Source organism: Fulvitalea axinellae (genome assembly GCF_036492835.1).
GTDB lineage: Bacteria > Bacteroidota > Bacteroidia > Cytophagales > Cyclobacteriaceae > Fulvitalea > Fulvitalea axinellae.
In genome coordinates this window covers 1,067,260-1,083,152 of the sequence record NZ_AP025314.1, presented here as the reverse complement: position 1 = coordinate 1,083,152, position 15,893 = coordinate 1,067,260, and the positions used below count along the sequence as shown (strand labels likewise).

The 15,893-nt window shown below is 48.9% G+C and carries 12 protein-coding genes; 8 read left to right on the top strand and 4 right to left on the bottom strand.

The genetic code is table 11. The features are described 5' to 3' along the window. Positions 1–150 precede the first annotated feature (150 nt). From amaB to AABK39_RS04395, 3 genes are all read right to left on the bottom strand, one after another. On the bottom strand, positions 151–1,707 hold the full coding sequence (gene amaB, locus AABK39_RS04405; RefSeq protein ID WP_338393708.1) for an L-piperidine-6-carboxylate dehydrogenase: 1,557 nt from the start codon (positions 1,705–1,707) through the stop codon (positions 151–153). A 124-nt stretch (positions 1,708–1,831) separates the two neighbouring features. After that, entirely contained in the window at positions 1,832–3,556 is a 1,725-nt protein-coding gene (locus AABK39_RS04400) for a dipeptidyl-peptidase 3 family protein (protein ID WP_338393707.1), read from the bottom strand. 82 nt (positions 3,557–3,638) lie between these two features. After that, the gene (locus tag AABK39_RS04395) at positions 3,639–4,580 is read right to left on the bottom strand and encodes a CobW family GTP-binding protein (protein WP_338393706.1); all 942 of its coding nucleotides are present in this window, start codon (positions 4,578–4,580) and stop codon (positions 3,639–3,641) included. Between the two features lie 354 nt (positions 4,581–4,934). Here AABK39_RS04395 and AABK39_RS04390 point away from each other — a divergent pair, with 354 nt between their 5' ends. Beyond that, positions 4,935–5,753: a hypothetical protein gene (locus tag AABK39_RS04390; RefSeq protein ID WP_338393705.1), complete on the top strand. Its 819-nt coding sequence runs from the start codon at positions 4,935–4,937 to the stop codon at positions 5,751–5,753. A 93-nt stretch (positions 5,754–5,846) separates the two neighbouring features. Here the strand turns inward: AABK39_RS04390 and AABK39_RS04385 are convergent, their stop codons facing one another. Beyond that, the gene (locus AABK39_RS04385) at positions 5,847–6,587 is read right to left on the bottom strand and encodes a ChaN family lipoprotein (RefSeq protein WP_338393704.1); all 741 of its coding nucleotides are present in this window, start codon (positions 6,585–6,587) and stop codon (positions 5,847–5,849) included. Between the two features lie 280 nt (positions 6,588–6,867). Between AABK39_RS04385 and AABK39_RS04380 the strand changes: the two genes are divergently transcribed. The 7 genes from AABK39_RS04380 (at position 6,868) to AABK39_RS04350 (ending at position 15,872) form a co-directional block, all read left to right on the top strand. Further along, positions 6,868–7,773: a heme/hemin ABC transporter substrate-binding protein gene (locus tag AABK39_RS04380; protein WP_338393703.1), complete on the top strand. Its 906-nt coding sequence runs from the start codon at positions 6,868–6,870 to the stop codon at positions 7,771–7,773. A 14-nt stretch (positions 7,774–7,787) separates the two neighbouring features. Then, a complete protein-coding gene (locus tag AABK39_RS04375) occupies positions 7,788–8,846 on the top strand; it encodes a FecCD family ABC transporter permease (protein ID WP_338393702.1) in 1,059 nt (352 codons plus the stop codon). A 15-nt stretch (positions 8,847–8,861) separates the two neighbouring features. Then, entirely contained in the window at positions 8,862–9,665 is an 804-nt protein-coding gene (locus tag AABK39_RS04370; RefSeq protein WP_338393701.1) for a heme ABC transporter ATP-binding protein, read from the top strand. Between the two features lie 16 nt (positions 9,666–9,681). Next, on the top strand, positions 9,682–10,749 hold the full coding sequence (locus AABK39_RS04365) for a hemin-degrading factor (RefSeq protein ID WP_338393700.1): 1,068 nt from the start codon (positions 9,682–9,684) through the stop codon (positions 10,747–10,749). 144 nt (positions 10,750–10,893) lie between these two features. Next, positions 10,894–13,131, top strand: a complete 2,238-nt coding sequence (locus AABK39_RS04360; protein WP_338393699.1) for a TonB-dependent receptor plug domain-containing protein — start codon at positions 10,894–10,896, stop codon at positions 13,129–13,131. A 67-nt stretch (positions 13,132–13,198) separates the two neighbouring features. Beyond that, a complete protein-coding gene (locus AABK39_RS04355; RefSeq protein WP_338393698.1) occupies positions 13,199–14,584 on the top strand; it encodes an HmuY family protein in 1,386 nt (461 codons plus the stop codon). 64 nt (positions 14,585–14,648) lie between these two features. After that, positions 14,649–15,872, top strand: a complete 1,224-nt coding sequence (locus tag AABK39_RS04350; RefSeq protein ID WP_338393697.1) for a coproporphyrinogen-III oxidase family protein — start codon at positions 14,649–14,651, stop codon at positions 15,870–15,872. Positions 15,873–15,893: the final 21 nt, after the last annotated feature.

Sequence of the window (15,893 nt, the reverse complement as noted above, 5' to 3'; positions counted from 1 at the left end):
ACAGCTTCACTTCTCCGGCACAAACTACAACACCACTTAAAGCAAAGGAATCAAATCCAAGGTTAAGGCGCAACCCCATGTACCATGAGGGCCCAAAAGCAAAAAACGGCGAAGCTCAGACACGCCAAGCATCGCCATTTTTATTTATTTCTATAAGTCAAACTTTATCCCTTGGGCCAAAGGTACAGCCGTGCCATAATTTATCGTGTTAGTCTGGCGCCTCATATACACTTTCCAAGCGTCAGAACCGGACTCACGGCCTCCGCCGGTCTCCTTTTCCCCACCGAAAGCGCCACCTATCTCGGCTCCCGAGGTTCCGATATTCACATTGGCTATTCCACAATCCGACCCCGCATGCGAAAGGAATTTTTCCGATTCTCGCAGGTCATTTGTCATTATGGTCGAGCTCAGGCCTTGGGGCACGTCGTTCTGTATCGCAATCGCCTCGTCCAAAGTTTTGTAAGGAATTAGATACAGCAATGGGACGAACGTTTCCGTCTGTACTATCTCGAAATCGTTTCGAGCTTCAAAAACCGCAGGCTTAACGTAACAACCGGATTCAAAACCCGGACCGTCCAACACTCCGCCAGAAACGACCTCCACGCCTCCTTCTTCTTTCACTTTTGACAAAGCCCCGAGATACACGTTTACGGCATCCTTGTCAATCAATGGACCTACATGATTATTTTCATCCAACGGGTCCCCAATTTTCAACTGCCCGTAAGCCTTCGCCAACCTTTCTTTCACATCATCGATGATCGATTCGTGCACGATCAGCCTTCTGGTCGAAGTGCAACGCTGGCCAGCCGTTCCTACGGCTCCGAAAACCCCTGCGGTCATCGCAACGGCCAAATCGGCGCTCGGCGTTATAATCATGGCGTTATTACCGCCCAACTCCAACAAACTTTTGCCCAACCGGGCCCCAACCGCCGCTCCGACGATTTTCCCCATCCGGGTAGAGCCTGTAGCCGATACCAGAGGAACCCGCTTGTCGTTCGTCATCAATTCACCAACAGCGTAATCTCCCTGCACAAGACAGCTCACACCTTCGGGCACTCCATTTCGCTCAAACACTTCGCTCACGATTCGTTGGCAAGCCACAGCGACCAACGGCGTTTTTTCGGAGGGTTTCCAAACGCAAACATCTCCGCAAACCCAAGCCAAAAACGAGTTCCAAGACCAAACGGCCACCGGAAAGTTAAAGGCGCTAATAATTCCGACAATTCCCAACGGATGGTATTGCTCATACATCCTGTGCTCCGGCCTTTCGGAATGCATGGTAAGGCCATGCAACTGACGCGAAAGACCAACCGCAAAGTCGGCGATATCTATCATTTCCTGAACCTCGCCGAGACCTTCTTGCAAGGATTTCCCCATTTCATAAGAAACCATCTTACCCAGATCCTCCTTATGAGCACGCAAAGCTTCGCCAATTTGGCGAACTATCTCTCCGCGTTTCGGAGCGGGCACCAAGCGCCACTCGGCAAAAGCCTCTTGCGCCTTGCCTATCACCCTTTCGTAATCCTCTGCGGTGGCCGAACTTACCGAACCTATCAGTTCGCCATCGACAGGCGACCACGAATCGATCCGAACTCCGTCCTTCCCAAACCAGTCTTTTCCCGTTGAAGCACCAAACGGCTCACCGCCGAGGCCTAAAGCGGATTTCGCTTCATGGATCTCATGCCCGAGGGCTGTTCGCTTATTCATAAAGGCTATGTTGTTTTGTTAATTTTGATTGTGTGTCATACAATATGGGAAAAAATCAAGGAACAAAAAAGCCGTCGATATGCGACGGCTCATATATTTTCAAATCTAAATCCTATTAGAATCATTACTTCTTTAGTCCCAGAACATCTATTCCCTGATCGAAAATAATGTCTTTAGGAATTCCGAAATCATGTAATTTATCCAACGCTTTTTCCAGGTCGGCAGGCACTACACCCAAACGGCCCACAAAGGCTTTTACGGCTTCATAGTCCCCGTTTCCTTGCAACATGAGTATCTTTTCGGAAAGCTCATCCATCGCTTGGCGGAATTTATCGTAGTCAACTTTGTACAGACCTGTAGCGTCCTGAGTGAAAGCTCCACGCTCCTTGAAGAAGTTAAAACGGATCATATTCGCACGGCCATGGGCACTGGAAGCGCCAAACCTAACCGAGCGGAAAATACCGGCAAGGAAAGTCGTATAAAACTCTTTGAGATCTCCGTCAAGCTCTCCTTTTTGCGAAAGCTGTGTCACCATATACAGGCCAAGCACATCGGCCTTGCCCTCTTCCATCGACGAAGCGTAATCTTTCAAGGCCGCGCGAACGGTAATGTCTTTGCCCAAAACGTTTTTGATTCCAAGCCCGTGCGCCACTTCGTGGAACATCGTATTGGCAAAAAAGGCGTCAAAGGTCACGTATTTACGCTGGCTTTCCACTAACAAGGCGTTCGAAATCGGAACCATTATCTTGTCAAACTTAAAACGCATAACGTTTTTCAGCTGAAGCCTCCGGGTTCCCTTTCTTTTCTGAACCTCTTCGTCATTAGGCAGGTTGATTGCGATGGTTTTACTTCCGGCGTTACAATCTCCGGCATAATATACGGCGTCGTAAGCGCCAAGGTCAGAATCCGTTCCCGGCACTTCTTTTTTGTATTTTTCCTCAACGGGCAACCCTGCCTGAAGCTCCGGCAAGAACTTGGCGTATCGATCCAGGCGCTTGCTCCATTCCATATCTTTGATCAGCACAAAAGCCTCGTGAGCGGACTTGTAACCGTAAAGCTGGTCTTCGTAATTCTCAATCGGCCCGATCACCAATTCCAGTTGGTTATCCTTTACGTCCATCCAAGCCAAATCGCTCGGTTGATAATCGTCGGTCAATAAAGCGTCGGCGCGCATCTTCAGGTATTCGCCGAAGGCTTTGCTTTCCACCAACCCCGAAGCCTGCCTCAACAATTCGGCCGCACGCTTGACTTGCCTTCCGAATTTCTCCCTGTAAGGAATGGTTTTCAGCTTGCCGTTTTCGTCTCTTCGTACAAAAGTATAAGCCGATGTCTTTTCCGGATTGTCCCAAGCCTCAAATTCCTTTTTCGTCATATCCTTGGGATAAAAATTGGCCCCTTTAGGCTTTGCGCCGATATGCTTTACGAAAGAAGCGTTTCCGTCCAGACGGTCCCAAGGACCGTAATTGATTTTGATGTAACGCTTTACCAAAGGAAAAACCTCCTCGTGAAGATCCAGACTCGTCCCTTTCTTGTCTGACTCAATCCAGAATAGCGAGTCCAGAAGCTTCCCTTTGTTCCCGTACGCCTCGTACCAAAACAAGTTGTCCATAATATCCGCGGCCTGAATCATCAACCGCAAAGCTTCTTGCTGATTCTGCGAAAGGCCGGACACATCCGCCGTAAGTTTCACTGTTTCGTACTGCGACAGCCTTGTCTGCATCGAGTTTACATACGCCTCTACACTGCCCCCGTGTTTAGGCCCATCGGACTTCTTCTGGCCTCCCGAACCGCCACAAGAGGAAAAAATCAAGGCGATCGCTATAGCCACCGGTAATCCCAAAAACTTCATATGAATTTCGTTTATGTGAAATTGAACTTTCCTTTAGAAATTAACAATAAAGCAAAGGGATTGCAAATTAACACGAACTGTTTCAATCGCTCATACAGCTCTTTAACCCTTCGACCAGTTTTTCCTTATCCAATTCCCGACCAATAAACACCACTTTGCTGGTCTTCTTTTCTTCCGGCTTCCACATCCCCCCCCCTACCAAGGAATATTTCACCATTACGCTCTGCAAAACGGCTTTCCGGTCACTGCCCGCCAAATCCAAAACGCCTTTAATCCTGTAAAGTCCATCATTAAAAGCCAAAACGCCAGAGAGCCAATAATGCAGTTTTGTAGGATTAAAAGAACCATCAAGCACTACGCTAAACGACCGGGCATTTGTGTGCCCCCCGCTATTTTCAGTCAGAAAATCGGTTAATCTTCTCGATTTCCCGGATCCCAAAGAGAGTAAACCTTCCACATCACGGGCAAAATCCGTACGACGAAGCCCCGCTCCAGGCGACATTTCCTTCAGTTCTTTTTCTAAGCTTTCCAATCGTTCGGCCGGCACATCCGCACACTTATTCATCAGCACAAAATCGGCGAAAGCCACTTGGCGACCGGCTACGGGGTCGTTCAAAAGCTGAAGATCAAAGGCCTCCGCATCCACCAAAGCCAACACTCCGTCAATCTTAAAAAATTCGCTGATATGAGTTTCGGTGCTCACCGTCGCGACGATTCCCGCCGGATCCGCTACGCCCGTGGCCTCTATCAGCACATGACCGTATTCGAAATCGCTAAGCATCAGGTCTCCCAAAGCCTTAACCAAATCGGAACTTAAGTCACAACACACACAGCCGTTCGACAGCTCATATAGCCCGCCCTTTTCGGCTTTGACCAATTCTCCGTCTATTCCTTCGTCGCCGAATTCGTTTTCTATAACCGCAAATTTCTTTTCAGGATAGGCTTCCACCAAGCGGTTCAGAAGCGTTGTCTTTCCGGCTCCCAAATATCCGGTAAGGATTGTTACAGGCGCTTGTTTTCTCATGATTCCAAAATAAGTCCAATTTCAGGCCTCCGAACTCCGGAAACCGACGCGAAATAGAAGAAAACTTTGCTCAAGCCCAACCTTACTCCCTATTCTAGCATGATATATGAGTTCGATAAACAAAGGGTCAAGTGAAGTTAACTCCTCGAAAAGTCTTGATAAGCAATAAACAAATAGAAAATAAGCTCAATTATTTATTTAAACAAGACAAAAACAACACGGGAAAGAAATTCATTATATGTGAAAAATTATTGCATTTCATGTATCTAATTTAGCGTTTCAGATTCCTGCCCCTAGATTTCACTGCCCCGAATCCAGAAACGAAAAAGTTCCCCGAGCTTTAAACTGATTCACATGGACTCGAACCACTTTCACAAACCTAGTAGAATCTTCAAGGGCACATTGCTGTCAATGTTGATGCTTTTGCTAACGACCGGTTCCTTCGCCCAGGACGTAATGTACCTGAACAAGAACCATAAAATGAGCGTCACCCTGAGCTTTTACAAGGAGACAAACAACTTTCACGGCCTGTTCACTTTCCTGACCGACGAGGATATAAGCCGAGCGTTGGAACGCAGCGACGCCATTGTAGTATTCGGCGACGACGAACAATCCACCTTTGTTTTTAACATCTCCCGCGTTCTGTATTACAGCAAACTTGAGGGAGAAGGGAAGTACTACGCCATTATCAAGTCGAAGAACCTTACCCGCAGGTTTATTTCATCCATGGTAGGCTTCCGGGCACAAGATTTTTCCTTCTTTCGGCAACGCCACCCGCTTTTGACTTTTGATACGGACTTGTATTACAACACCCATGAAGAATTCAATGACAAATATATAGGCAAATTTGCGGCCGACTCGACAAACCGGACAGCAAACTTCCACCTTCTGCTTCCCGAGGAAAAATCGGATTTGGATATAGTGGCCACCAACATCAACAATGACAGAATCGGTACCTTTAGCGGTTATCTGAACGAGACGATGTGGATTCTTCTCAATCTGCCAGGTGAGGCTTACACTTTAGCGGAACCGGAAGATTCGAAACGGAACAGGAAAAAAACCAAGAATAAAAAGAAGGACAAACCAAAACCGAAGAAGAAGCCTAAAAAGAAAAAGAAGCCTGAGAAAAAAGCACCTTTTGGCAACATAAGTACCAAAACCGTAAAGAACTAGCCAAAACATAACATAAACTGACGACACCTTACAAGTAAGTTAAAAAATAAGGACGCCTTGTAGACGTCCTTATTTTTTGTGAAGATTTTCGATTTAACGGGTCTTTGTCATGTCCGTCGGTACGCACAGAATAAAGTCGGCTTTACCGATATACTCTTCGTCAAGTTTGTCCAATTGATCCTGTGTCACTGTTGATATAGTGAAAAAACGAAGTTCGGGATCATAACGACGCAAGTACCACAAAATCCCCTCATCGTTATCCGAATGATAAGAGCCGTTTAGGTGAAGAAAAGGAGTGCCCAGCTTTATGTTTCTAGAAATAAAATAAGCCATCGTCGCATCCTTGATCGCTTGGGCTTTCGGCAAATTCGGGTTGGCGTGTTTCCCTCCCATTTCCAACATTTTTTTATATCCCGGCAAGTCCGGATCGTAAGCGACGGGCAAAGGAGGCAAAAACTTTTTCGAAGCCGCCGGCAAACTGTCCAGCACGTCGAAACCCCGTTTGTAAACCGAAGAAGCGTAACGCCTCGGAACATTGGTAGCCACTAAGCGCAAACCTTCTTCCTTTGCAAAATCCAAAACAGGTTTGTAATCCGTATCGTAATTCGGCCAAAGGCGAGCTTCTTTCTCAAAGCTTTTTTCGCTTATAAATCCACCGAAATACTCATCAAGTATCACTTGTCCGTCAGCTTCAAACATCTCCATACCTACGGTCAAAGAGCTATCGCGTCCATACAAGTCCTTTGCGAAACGCAACTGTAGCCAATGCACAATCGGGTCGTTGTGCTTCTCTCCAAAAAAGAACACGTCGGCATCCCGACTCGCTTTCAACATTTTTGCATACGACGCTTTTTTTCCTTTTGCGTCAAATATCCGATATGCGACCGGGTTTCCCTTGCTTTGCGAAAGCAAACTTAAATGACTGGAAAACAAAAACATAAACAACAATAAGGCAATTTTATCACGCATAATGTTTCAGGGTTTTTCAGGTTTGAACTTATCTAAAATTTTACCAACCGTTTACGATTCGATACGAATATAGATTAACTTTTATTTGGATTTAATCTGAATTAGAAAAATATTTGCATCATCACTTGTAAACAAAGAGCAAAAAATGACTATAAAAGACTCCCCCCGTAATATTCTCTTTGTGGTCCTCGCCACACTAATGTTTGGCGTTTCCTGTACGGGAAAACAAGACAAGCAACGACAAGAGAAAGAAGCAAATGTTGTCGCAAAAAAAGAGCGGATAGTTACAATTGGCGGATTAGCGACTGAGACCGTTTTTGCGCTAGGAAAAGGGCAGGAAGTCTTGGCGACGGACCTTACCGGAACCTATCCTGCCCAAACCTCACTACTGCCAAAAGTCGGACATAGGCACACCATTTCCGCAGAGGCAATTCTATCACACGCGCCCACGGTGATTATATTCTCTGAAGGAGGAATCAAAAAAGAAATTGTAGACCAATTGGCTGGCACAAATACTGAATTAGTCGTTTTGCCATCGACCAAAACCGTCGCTAACACCAAAACGGCGATTCGTCAAATCGGTAAAGCTCTAGGGGCCGAAAATAAAGTAGACAGCCTTATCCAGACTATCGAACAGGACTTGGATAAAGTCAAAAAAACTGAAGAGAAGGCCCGCCCGAAAGTACTCTTTATTTACGCCAGAGGAACCGGAAGCCTCAACATTGCGGGCAAAGGAACTTTCGCTGAAGAGATGATTACACTTGCCGGCGGACAATTGGCCATCCAGGAAATCAACGGATTCAAAGCGTTGACACCGGAGGCACTGATAAAAGCCAACCCAGACTGCTTACTGTTCTTCGAAAAAGGACTTGCGAGCTTGGGAGGAAAGGAAAAAGCCATTGAGGAAATTCCGGGGCTCAAGTTAACAACAGCCGGCAAACAAGGCCGAATCATTACCATGAATGCCTCGTTGCTATCCAGCTTTGGCCCGAGGGTGGGAAAAGCCGCTGAAGAGCTAAACAAAAAGCTCTTTAACAGCAACCCTATCTGACACACTTCTTTCGCATGTATACCCAGATCCAGAAAAATTCCACTATCGTAATAGGCCTAATGGCCGCGGCGACTGTCTTGGCAACGGCGTCGCTAAGCGTTGGAGCGGTGGACATACCTTTGAGTGACGCATTGTCCATTCTTCTTAATAAAATCGGGAATCATCCCTTAAGCGAATCAGCCGAAAGGTATGCGGTCGTATTGCTGGACATTCGCGTACCAAGAGTATTACTGGCTGCGATAGTCGGCGCCAGTTTGGGGGTAAGCGGGGCGGCTTTGCAGGGACTTTTCCGTAACCCGTTGGTGGAACCCGGGCTTATCGGGGTATCAAGCGGAGCCGCTTTGGCCGCCGTTGTCGTGATTGTGTTTGGCGCTAGCCTTCCTCCATTTTGGGCGGAAATCGCCGGCACTTACCTCCTGCCACTGTTCGCTTTCGGCGGAGGTTTGGCTGTGACGCTGGCCGCTTACCGCTTCGGAAAACAAAACGGGCAGACCAATATCGCCCTGCTGATTCTCTCCGGCATCGCATTTAACGCACTCGCCGGCGCGCTTATCGGTCTGGTAATCTACCACGCCGATGACGAGGCGCTCAGAAACTACACCTTTTGGAGTATGGGTGATTTGTCGGGAGCGAGCGGCAAGCGTTTGCTTCTGTGCCTTCCGTTTATCGTTGCGCCCAGCCTCGTGATTTTGCGAAGCAGAAAAGCGCTTAACGCCATCGCTTTGGGCGAAAAAGAAGCCTATCACTTGGGCGTAAACGTGGAACGGGTTAAACGTACGGTAATCGTTTGCGCCGCCATGGCCGTGGGCGCTTCGGTGGCCCTTACGGGAATGATCGGTTTTGTGGGGCTTGTGGTTCCGCACATTATCCGGACGGCTTTCGGGCCCGACCATAAAATCGTGTTGCCCGCCAGCCTGCCGGGAGGCGCTTTGCTTCTGATCGGCGCCGATATGGCCGCCCGTACTGTAGTATCGCCGGCGGAACTGCCGATCGGTATTGTGACCTCACTGCTTGGTGCGCCCTTTTTCATCTACCTTTTGATGAAAACAAAAAAGAAAACGAGTCTGAACTGATATAAAAACCAACCGATGCTGGACGCCCGGGAAGTATCTCTTTCGATAAACGGAAAACGAATTTTCGACAATATCAGCCTCGGGCTACAGCCAGGCACGTTTACCGCCGTATTGGGCGCCAACGGGGCCGGAAAGTCCAGCCTTCTCCGGACCATGTGCGGCGACAGTAGCCCCAGCGAAGGCGAAGTGCGGATAGGCGACAAAAGCCTGCACGAACAAAAACCGGCGGAACTGGCGACTAAACGGGCCGTCATGTCACAGCAATTCAGCGTAAACTTCCCTTTCAAGGTGGAAGAAATCGTGGCGATGGGACGCATGCCCCACCTAGCCGACCCGGAAACGGACAGCCGGATTGTGGAAGACGCATTGAAACTGACCGACACGGCCCGTCTGCGCAAGCGCCCGTTCACCAGCCTTTCCGGCGGAGAACAACAACGCGTACAGCTGGCCAGAGTTTTGGCCCAGATTTACGGCAACGGCGAGGGATCGAAATACCTGTTCCTTGACGAACCGACATCGAACATGGATCTTGCCCAGCAACAGCGTATTCTGGAAACTGTAAAGGATATTCAGGGCGAAAACATCGCCGTAATGGCCGTGATTCACGACCTAAACGCCGCCTCGCGCTTCGCCGACAAGATTCTTTTTCTTAAAAACGGCAAAGAAATAGCGCAAGGGATAACGGATGAGGTGTTTACAAAAGAGACAATCGAGGAAACGTATTCCCACCCGGTCAGGATGCTCCGCTGCCCGGAGACCCGCTGTCCTTTCGTAATCGCTGATTCGGCAAAGATTAGCCAAATTCCAATCAACAAATAAGACAACAAGCACTACCATGAGCAATCCTGTGGATAATGAAAAACTTAGTGGCCAAGCCCTCCGCGACGCTTGGATCAAGATAGTGGAAGAAAAACCGAGAACCTACCCGCGCGACGCGGCAAACCAACTCGGAGTAAGTGAGGCGGAGCTCATAGCCTCTAAAATCGGAGACAACGTAACCCGCCTTGAAGGCGACTGGGACGTGTTTGTCAAACGCTTGCCCGCGCTTAAGCAAGTGCTTTCCATTACCCGCAACGAGACCTGCGTGCTCGAACACAAAGGCAATTTCCAAAAAGTCGAAACCTTCGGCAGCGGGCCACACCACATGGGCCAGGTCATCGGGCCTATCGAAACCCGCCTTTTCTTGGCCAATTGGTTTGTCGCATTCCATGTCATCAACCCGAAGGCCAAAGGATTTATGGAAAGCATCCAGATTTTCGACAAATCAGGCGATGCCGTAACCAAGATTTATCTTAAAGAAAAAGGTGACCGCGAAGCCTTCGAACAGCTTGTGGCCGACTATACGTCAGAAAACCAGTCTAAAAAACAGGCGGTTACAGCCCCCGCCGAAAAACCGCATACTCCGAAAGAGGAGGTTGACGGCGAGGCTTTGCGCAAAGATTGGTCGGAGTTGAAAGACACCCACGATTTCTTCGGAATGATCCGCAAGCACAAGGCCCACCGCTACGATGCGCTGGAACTTGCCGGCGAGCAGTTCGCTTACAGAGTAAAAATCGACTCGCTACAGCCTTTGCTCGAAAAAGTCGCCGCCGACCAGTTCCCTATCATGATTTTCGCAGGGAATCGCGGTAATATCCAGATCCACCAAGGCAAGGTCAAAAACATCAAACCTATGGGTGACTGGCTCAATATTATGGATCCGAATTTCAATATGCACCTGCGCACCAGCTTGGTACACGACGCTTGGGTTGTCAAAAAACCAACCACAGACGGTGAAGTGACTTCCATCGAGCTTTTTGACAAAGACAAGGAGTTGGTTACCCAATTCTTCGGCTTGCGCAAGCCGGGCATTCCGGAGCGGGAGCAGTGGAGAGAATACGTAAGCCAATTGGAAAAGAACTAAGATCGAAATCTTCCTCATAGAAAAGGGTCGGCCATGTGGCCGGCCACTTTTCCCTCGGTTCTGGACAGACAGGCCTTTAAAACCTTAAGTCCAGAATTTTTTTGACTCTCTATTTGTAATTAGTCTATATTAATATAAAGAAATATGTCCTGCCTGAAATATGCGCTAAGCTTTTTGTCCGTACTCGCGTTCGGATTCGCCTCGGCGCAAAAAATCCACTTCAGAGACCAGAAGACCGGCGAAAGCATACCTGGCGTAGCGGTAGGATTCCGTACCGAAAAAGGAATGGGCCAATGTATAATTTCCGGCCCGGACGGCAACGCCAATTGGCTTGGAGACCACGGCCACATCAAGCTGGAAACATCCCATATAAGCTACGAGCCGATTTTCTTCAGATTTTCAGGCAATGACACCACCGTTTACCTCACTCCGAAAAGCCTCCAACTCGACGAGGTGGTCGTAACTGGGCAATTCTCCCCCCAATCATCGCGAAACTCCGTCTACAGAGTCAAAACCATCGGGGCGGAACGGATAGAAAAATCGGGGTCGCAGAGCCTTGAGCAACTGTTGCGCACCCAGCTCAACATCCGCTTCGCGCAAGACGGCGCCACCGGGCAGGCTTCGCTCCAATTCATGGGTATGTCGGGCCAATATGTCAAAGTGCTGGTCGACGGCGTGCCGATGGCCGGACGCTCGGGCACGGACAATGCCATCGACCTTAACCAAATCAATCTCGACGAAATCGAACGCGTCGAGATAATCGAAGGCCCCATGGCCGTAAACTTCGGCGTGGACGCTCTGGCGGGCGTGGTGAATTTGATCACCAAAACATCAAGCGCCAACAAAGTGGAAGCGGGCGTAAACATTTCCGAGGAAAGCGCCGGCGACCAATACGGAAAAGACCAAGGCCTCCATCGCCAAAACGCTTACGCCAGCTACAGAATTTCGGATAAAATATCGGCACGGGCATCATTCGGGCACTATAAGTTCGGAGGATTCAGCGCCAACGAGGACAACCGAACCAAAGAATGGCTTCCGAAAGAACAATGGTACGGATCGGGAACCCTCAACTATTCCGACAAACAGTGGGACGCCCACTATCGCTTCGACTTTATGGACCAAACCATTGACAATCCCGGCGAATGGGGTCCGGAAAAAGCCGAAGATCGAAAATATGACACAAAAAGGCTCAGCCACCAACTGCAGGCCGCATACCGTTTCGGTCACGATTTCTCAACGCACTGGAGCGCCGCCTATACGGATTACGAACGGAAAACGCTCACATACAACGTGGATAAAGCGACAGGCAAGAAAACCCTCTCGCTCAACGACAAGCCACAAGACGACACTTACGACGCCGTAAACGTCATCGCCCAGTTCTTTTACAAAAAAGGAATAGCCAAAATCCAAGGCGGTTACGCGTATTCACACGAAAAAGCCGGGGGCACAAAACTCTCCGCCCCCGAAGCCATCAGCGACCACGCGTTTTTCGCCACGGCGGAACTCAGCTTCGGAAAGTTGGCCGTAAAACCCGGGTTGCGCTACGCAATCAATAGCATTTATGATGCTCCGGTAACGCCGCAACTCCACCTGAAATACGCCCTAAACGACGAAATCAGCCTGCGTGCCGAATACGGACGCGGATTCCGGGCGCCGTCGGTACGGGAGCTTTATTACACCTTCGTGGACTCCAACCACAACATTTACGGCAACCCTGACCTTAAGGCCGAAACTTCCGACCACTTCGGTTTGGCTACCGATTTTCGGAAAAAACTTGGTGACTTCACGCTCCGAACCGATTTATCCGCCTTTTACAATGATGTGCATGACAAAATCGGATTGAAATACGAAGACAACGCAAGCGGACCGCCCATCAGCACATTCAAGAACTTCGACAGTTATCGCACATACGGATTCACTTTAAGCCAAAGGACGCTTTATAAAAACACCGAATTGGCCGTGGCTTATGGACTCACCTCAGTCTCATTACTTTCCGAATCGGAATTTACCGAGACTGGAGAAATCACGGCTTCGCTTACGCAAAACTTCCCCAAAATCGGGCTTAGCGCCAGTTTCTTCCTCAAGCGCACAGGGAGAACCCCTTACATAGGTTCTGAAAAAGTGACAGGAACAGACGGAGAGGAATCGACTGTCGAAGTTGTCAAATACTTTGATCCTTTCGAGTGGCTAGACTTCACGATATCCAAAAACTTCTTCAAAGGAAATCTGACGACAACAGCCGGTGTGAAAAACTTGCTCGATGTCACTACCACTAACCAAGGAGAATCCAGCGGAGGGGCTCACGGCAGTAATGCCGGCCGAAATGTCGGCTATGGCAGGTCGTACTTCGTCACGCTGGGTTATCGCTTCAGCAAAAAGTAACCGATGGCCGTTTGGCCTTTAATATACTGTTTTTTAATCCCGACATCTTTTATAAACAATTAATTCCATGTTATCCAAGACCATAATCTTACGTTCCATCATCGCCATGTTGGCGATATCAACCCTTTGGTCATGCAGTGACGATGACGACATCGACCTGCCGGACCTTACCGCCAGTTTCTCAACCAAAGAAACCTCAATTGGCGCGGACGAAACTTCGGCTACCGTAACCGTAACGCTTTCACGCAAAGCCGATATAGCCGGCACCTTGAACGTGACTCTGGCCAGCGAAAAGTTGGCTTATACCACACAATACACTACCGAACCTTCCGCCAACGGCTCAACGGTAGCTCTCCCCGTAAGCGTTGGAGCCACGCAGGTGACTTTCTTGGTCAAGAAAACCGACGGAGCCCTATTCGACGGAGACGAGGTACTTAATATGACCTTAGCTTCCGAAACACAGGGATTGCTTTTGGGAGCAAACACAGAGCTGAAACTTTCATTCGGCGAGGTGCTTTCCACCGGCGATGTCACTTCGGCGGATATGGGAGGTAAAGACGAAGGAAAACAAGCCTACTTCGACCTAAGCGCCAACCGCCAATGGAGCAAAGAAGCCAATTCTTGGGATTTGATGTTCACCAACGGATCCGACTTTGTGGTTAAGCTTAACTATTCCAATTCCGTTAGAGCCGTATCGGTAGGCAAAAGTGATTTCTCCGCTATTACAGAACAAGACATTACCGATGCGAAAGCTAAGATCCCAGGCGGATTCTCTGACCCCATCACTTCCATAGACAGCGAAACCGGCTCCTTGGACGAAACTGCGGTTGCCCCTATTTCGGTAACAGCCACGGAGAACATGGTACACCTACTTCGTTTTCCCGGACAAGAAGCGAATACCTTCACATGGAAATTGGCCAAATTTTACCGTAAAAATGGCGGTTATGTCATCACGCACAAGATGCCTGAAGAAAGCACCACCAAAACACTTGACGTTCCTAAAAACGCTGACAAAGGGGATTTTACTCATGTATCCATCAAGTCAAACGAAATTGTGGACCTTGTACCTGCCAACTGGGACATCGCATTCACCCGCATGTCAGTTCGCCTAAATATGGGAGGAACCTCAATCGCATACGAATACAAAGATTATGTAATTCACGGCAGTGGATGTTCTTCGGCCATAGTAACACTCGGCGAAGGCCAAGAGCTTGATTCAGAATTCAAGGCGTTTGACAAAACTAAAGCGGAAGCCCTTGAATTGTCCAGTGTCCAAAACACTATCGGTAGCCAATGGAGAAGCTTAGGCATGAACGGCGCTTCCATTAAAACCGATCGGTTCTTTGTGCTCAAAGACGCATCCGGAAATTATTACAAACTCCGCTTCATATCGCTCACCAACGACGGTGGCGAACGTGGCTACCCGAAATTTGAATACCGCTTGTTGCAATGATTCGTTAGTCTAATCATGGCGGGTCGGCCCTCGGGCCGGCTCGCTTATTTCCCTTTCCAATTCTATGACCAAGGCCGACAAAAAAACCTCCGCTTCCGATATGACGGAACACTTCAGCGCCATGTTGGCGCCACTGTTGGACCTCCCACCCACACCCGGAAACCAACGGGTAGTATATCTGCACACCCCTTTCTGCCGTTCGCATTGCAACTATTGCCCCTTCTACCGCCACCCGGCCGGCAAGCTCAAGGATTTTGCCCAAACCACTGTAAAAATGATCCGGGCTTTGGGACAAAGGCCGTTTGTGGCCGACAGTCCATTCAGCGTTTACTTCTTTGGCGGAGGCACACCCACCATCCTCGCACCAGATGATATGGGATTCCTGCTGGCCGAACTCACAAAAAATTTTCGCCCCGCCATAGGCCACGAATTTACCGTAGAAAGCACACTGACCCGAATCAGTCCCAAAATGCTTGACATCCTTAAGCGAAATCACGTAACCCGTGTCAGCATAGGCCTGCAAACTTTCGACGAAAACCGACGCAAAATGCTCGGCCGTCCCGCCACTAGGCAAGAAATGGTTTCCAAAATAAAAATTGCCCGGGAATCTGGACTTGAAACCAGTCTGGACCTGATGTACGGAATCCCAGGCCAAATGCCCGAAGACCTGGCCGAGGACGTAAAGTTGGCCACTGATTTGGGAGTGGACAACATCTCGCAATATCGTCTTCAGCTCTTTGACGGCGCACCCTTGAAAAAAGGAATCGAGCGGGGACGTATTTCCGCAATGCCCAGCTACGACCAAGTGATGGAAACGCGCCTTGCGGGAGCTCAAAGCGCACTTGAAGCCGGATATAGCCACTGGAATGTTAAGAACTTCGGAAAAACGAAAACCACCCGTTGCGAATATACTCTCACTCCACATGAGGATCGCGATATGATTCCGCTGGGCGCAGGTGCGGGAGGTCAAATCGGACCTAAATCCATTTTCACCCTTCCAGACGCCGACGATTACCGAGAAGCTGTCCGCAAAGGGCTATACCCTGTGTTCCGCACAGGAGAAACAGCCACAAAACAACGTGTGGACCGCAAGGTAAAGGGCCTGTTGGAGTCTGGGGAAGTGCTTCTTGACAAACTTGCTCCCGACAGCGTATCGCTAGCCTATTCACGCTTGGAAAAGCTACTGGAAAAAGAAATTGTGGAAAAAAAAGACAACGCTTACCGCCTTACTCAAGGCAGTTTTCTGGATTACGAACGGGCCTTAGATTTCACATCGAGTCGTGGCTAACAGATTTTATCCATGGCAATT

What these genes read in the sequence shown, in the direction of transcription:
- amaB (WP_338393708.1), bottom strand. Translation starts at nt 1,707, where the DNA reads ATGAATAAGCGAACAGCCCTCGGGCATGAGATCCATGAAGCGAAATCC.
- AABK39_RS04400 (WP_338393707.1), bottom strand. Translation starts at nt 3,556, where the DNA reads ATGAAGTTTTTGGGATTACCGGTGGCTATAGCGATCGCCTTGATTTTT.
- AABK39_RS04395 (WP_338393706.1), bottom strand. Translation starts at nt 4,580, where the DNA reads ATGAGAAAACAAGCGCCTGTAACAATCCTTACCGGATATTTGGGAGCC.
- AABK39_RS04390 (WP_338393705.1), top strand. Translation starts at nt 4,935, where the DNA reads ATGGACTCGAACCACTTTCACAAACCTAGTAGAATCTTCAAGGGCACA.
- AABK39_RS04385 (WP_338393704.1), bottom strand. Translation starts at nt 6,587, where the DNA reads ATGTTGAAAGCGAGTCGGGATGCCGACGTGTTCTTTTTTGGAGAGAAG.
- AABK39_RS04380 (WP_338393703.1), top strand. Translation starts at nt 6,868, where the DNA reads ATGACTATAAAAGACTCCCCCCGTAATATTCTCTTTGTGGTCCTCGCC.
- AABK39_RS04375 (WP_338393702.1), top strand. Translation starts at nt 7,788, where the DNA reads ATGTATACCCAGATCCAGAAAAATTCCACTATCGTAATAGGCCTAATG.
- AABK39_RS04370 (WP_338393701.1), top strand. Translation starts at nt 8,862, where the DNA reads ATGCTGGACGCCCGGGAAGTATCTCTTTCGATAAACGGAAAACGAATT.
- AABK39_RS04365 (WP_338393700.1), top strand. Translation starts at nt 9,682, where the DNA reads ATGAGCAATCCTGTGGATAATGAAAAACTTAGTGGCCAAGCCCTCCGC.
- AABK39_RS04360 (WP_338393699.1), top strand. Translation starts at nt 10,894, where the DNA reads ATGTCCTGCCTGAAATATGCGCTAAGCTTTTTGTCCGTACTCGCGTTC.
- AABK39_RS04355 (WP_338393698.1), top strand. Translation starts at nt 13,199, where the DNA reads ATGTTATCCAAGACCATAATCTTACGTTCCATCATCGCCATGTTGGCG.
- AABK39_RS04350 (WP_338393697.1), top strand. Translation starts at nt 14,649, where the DNA reads ATGACCAAGGCCGACAAAAAAACCTCCGCTTCCGATATGACGGAACAC.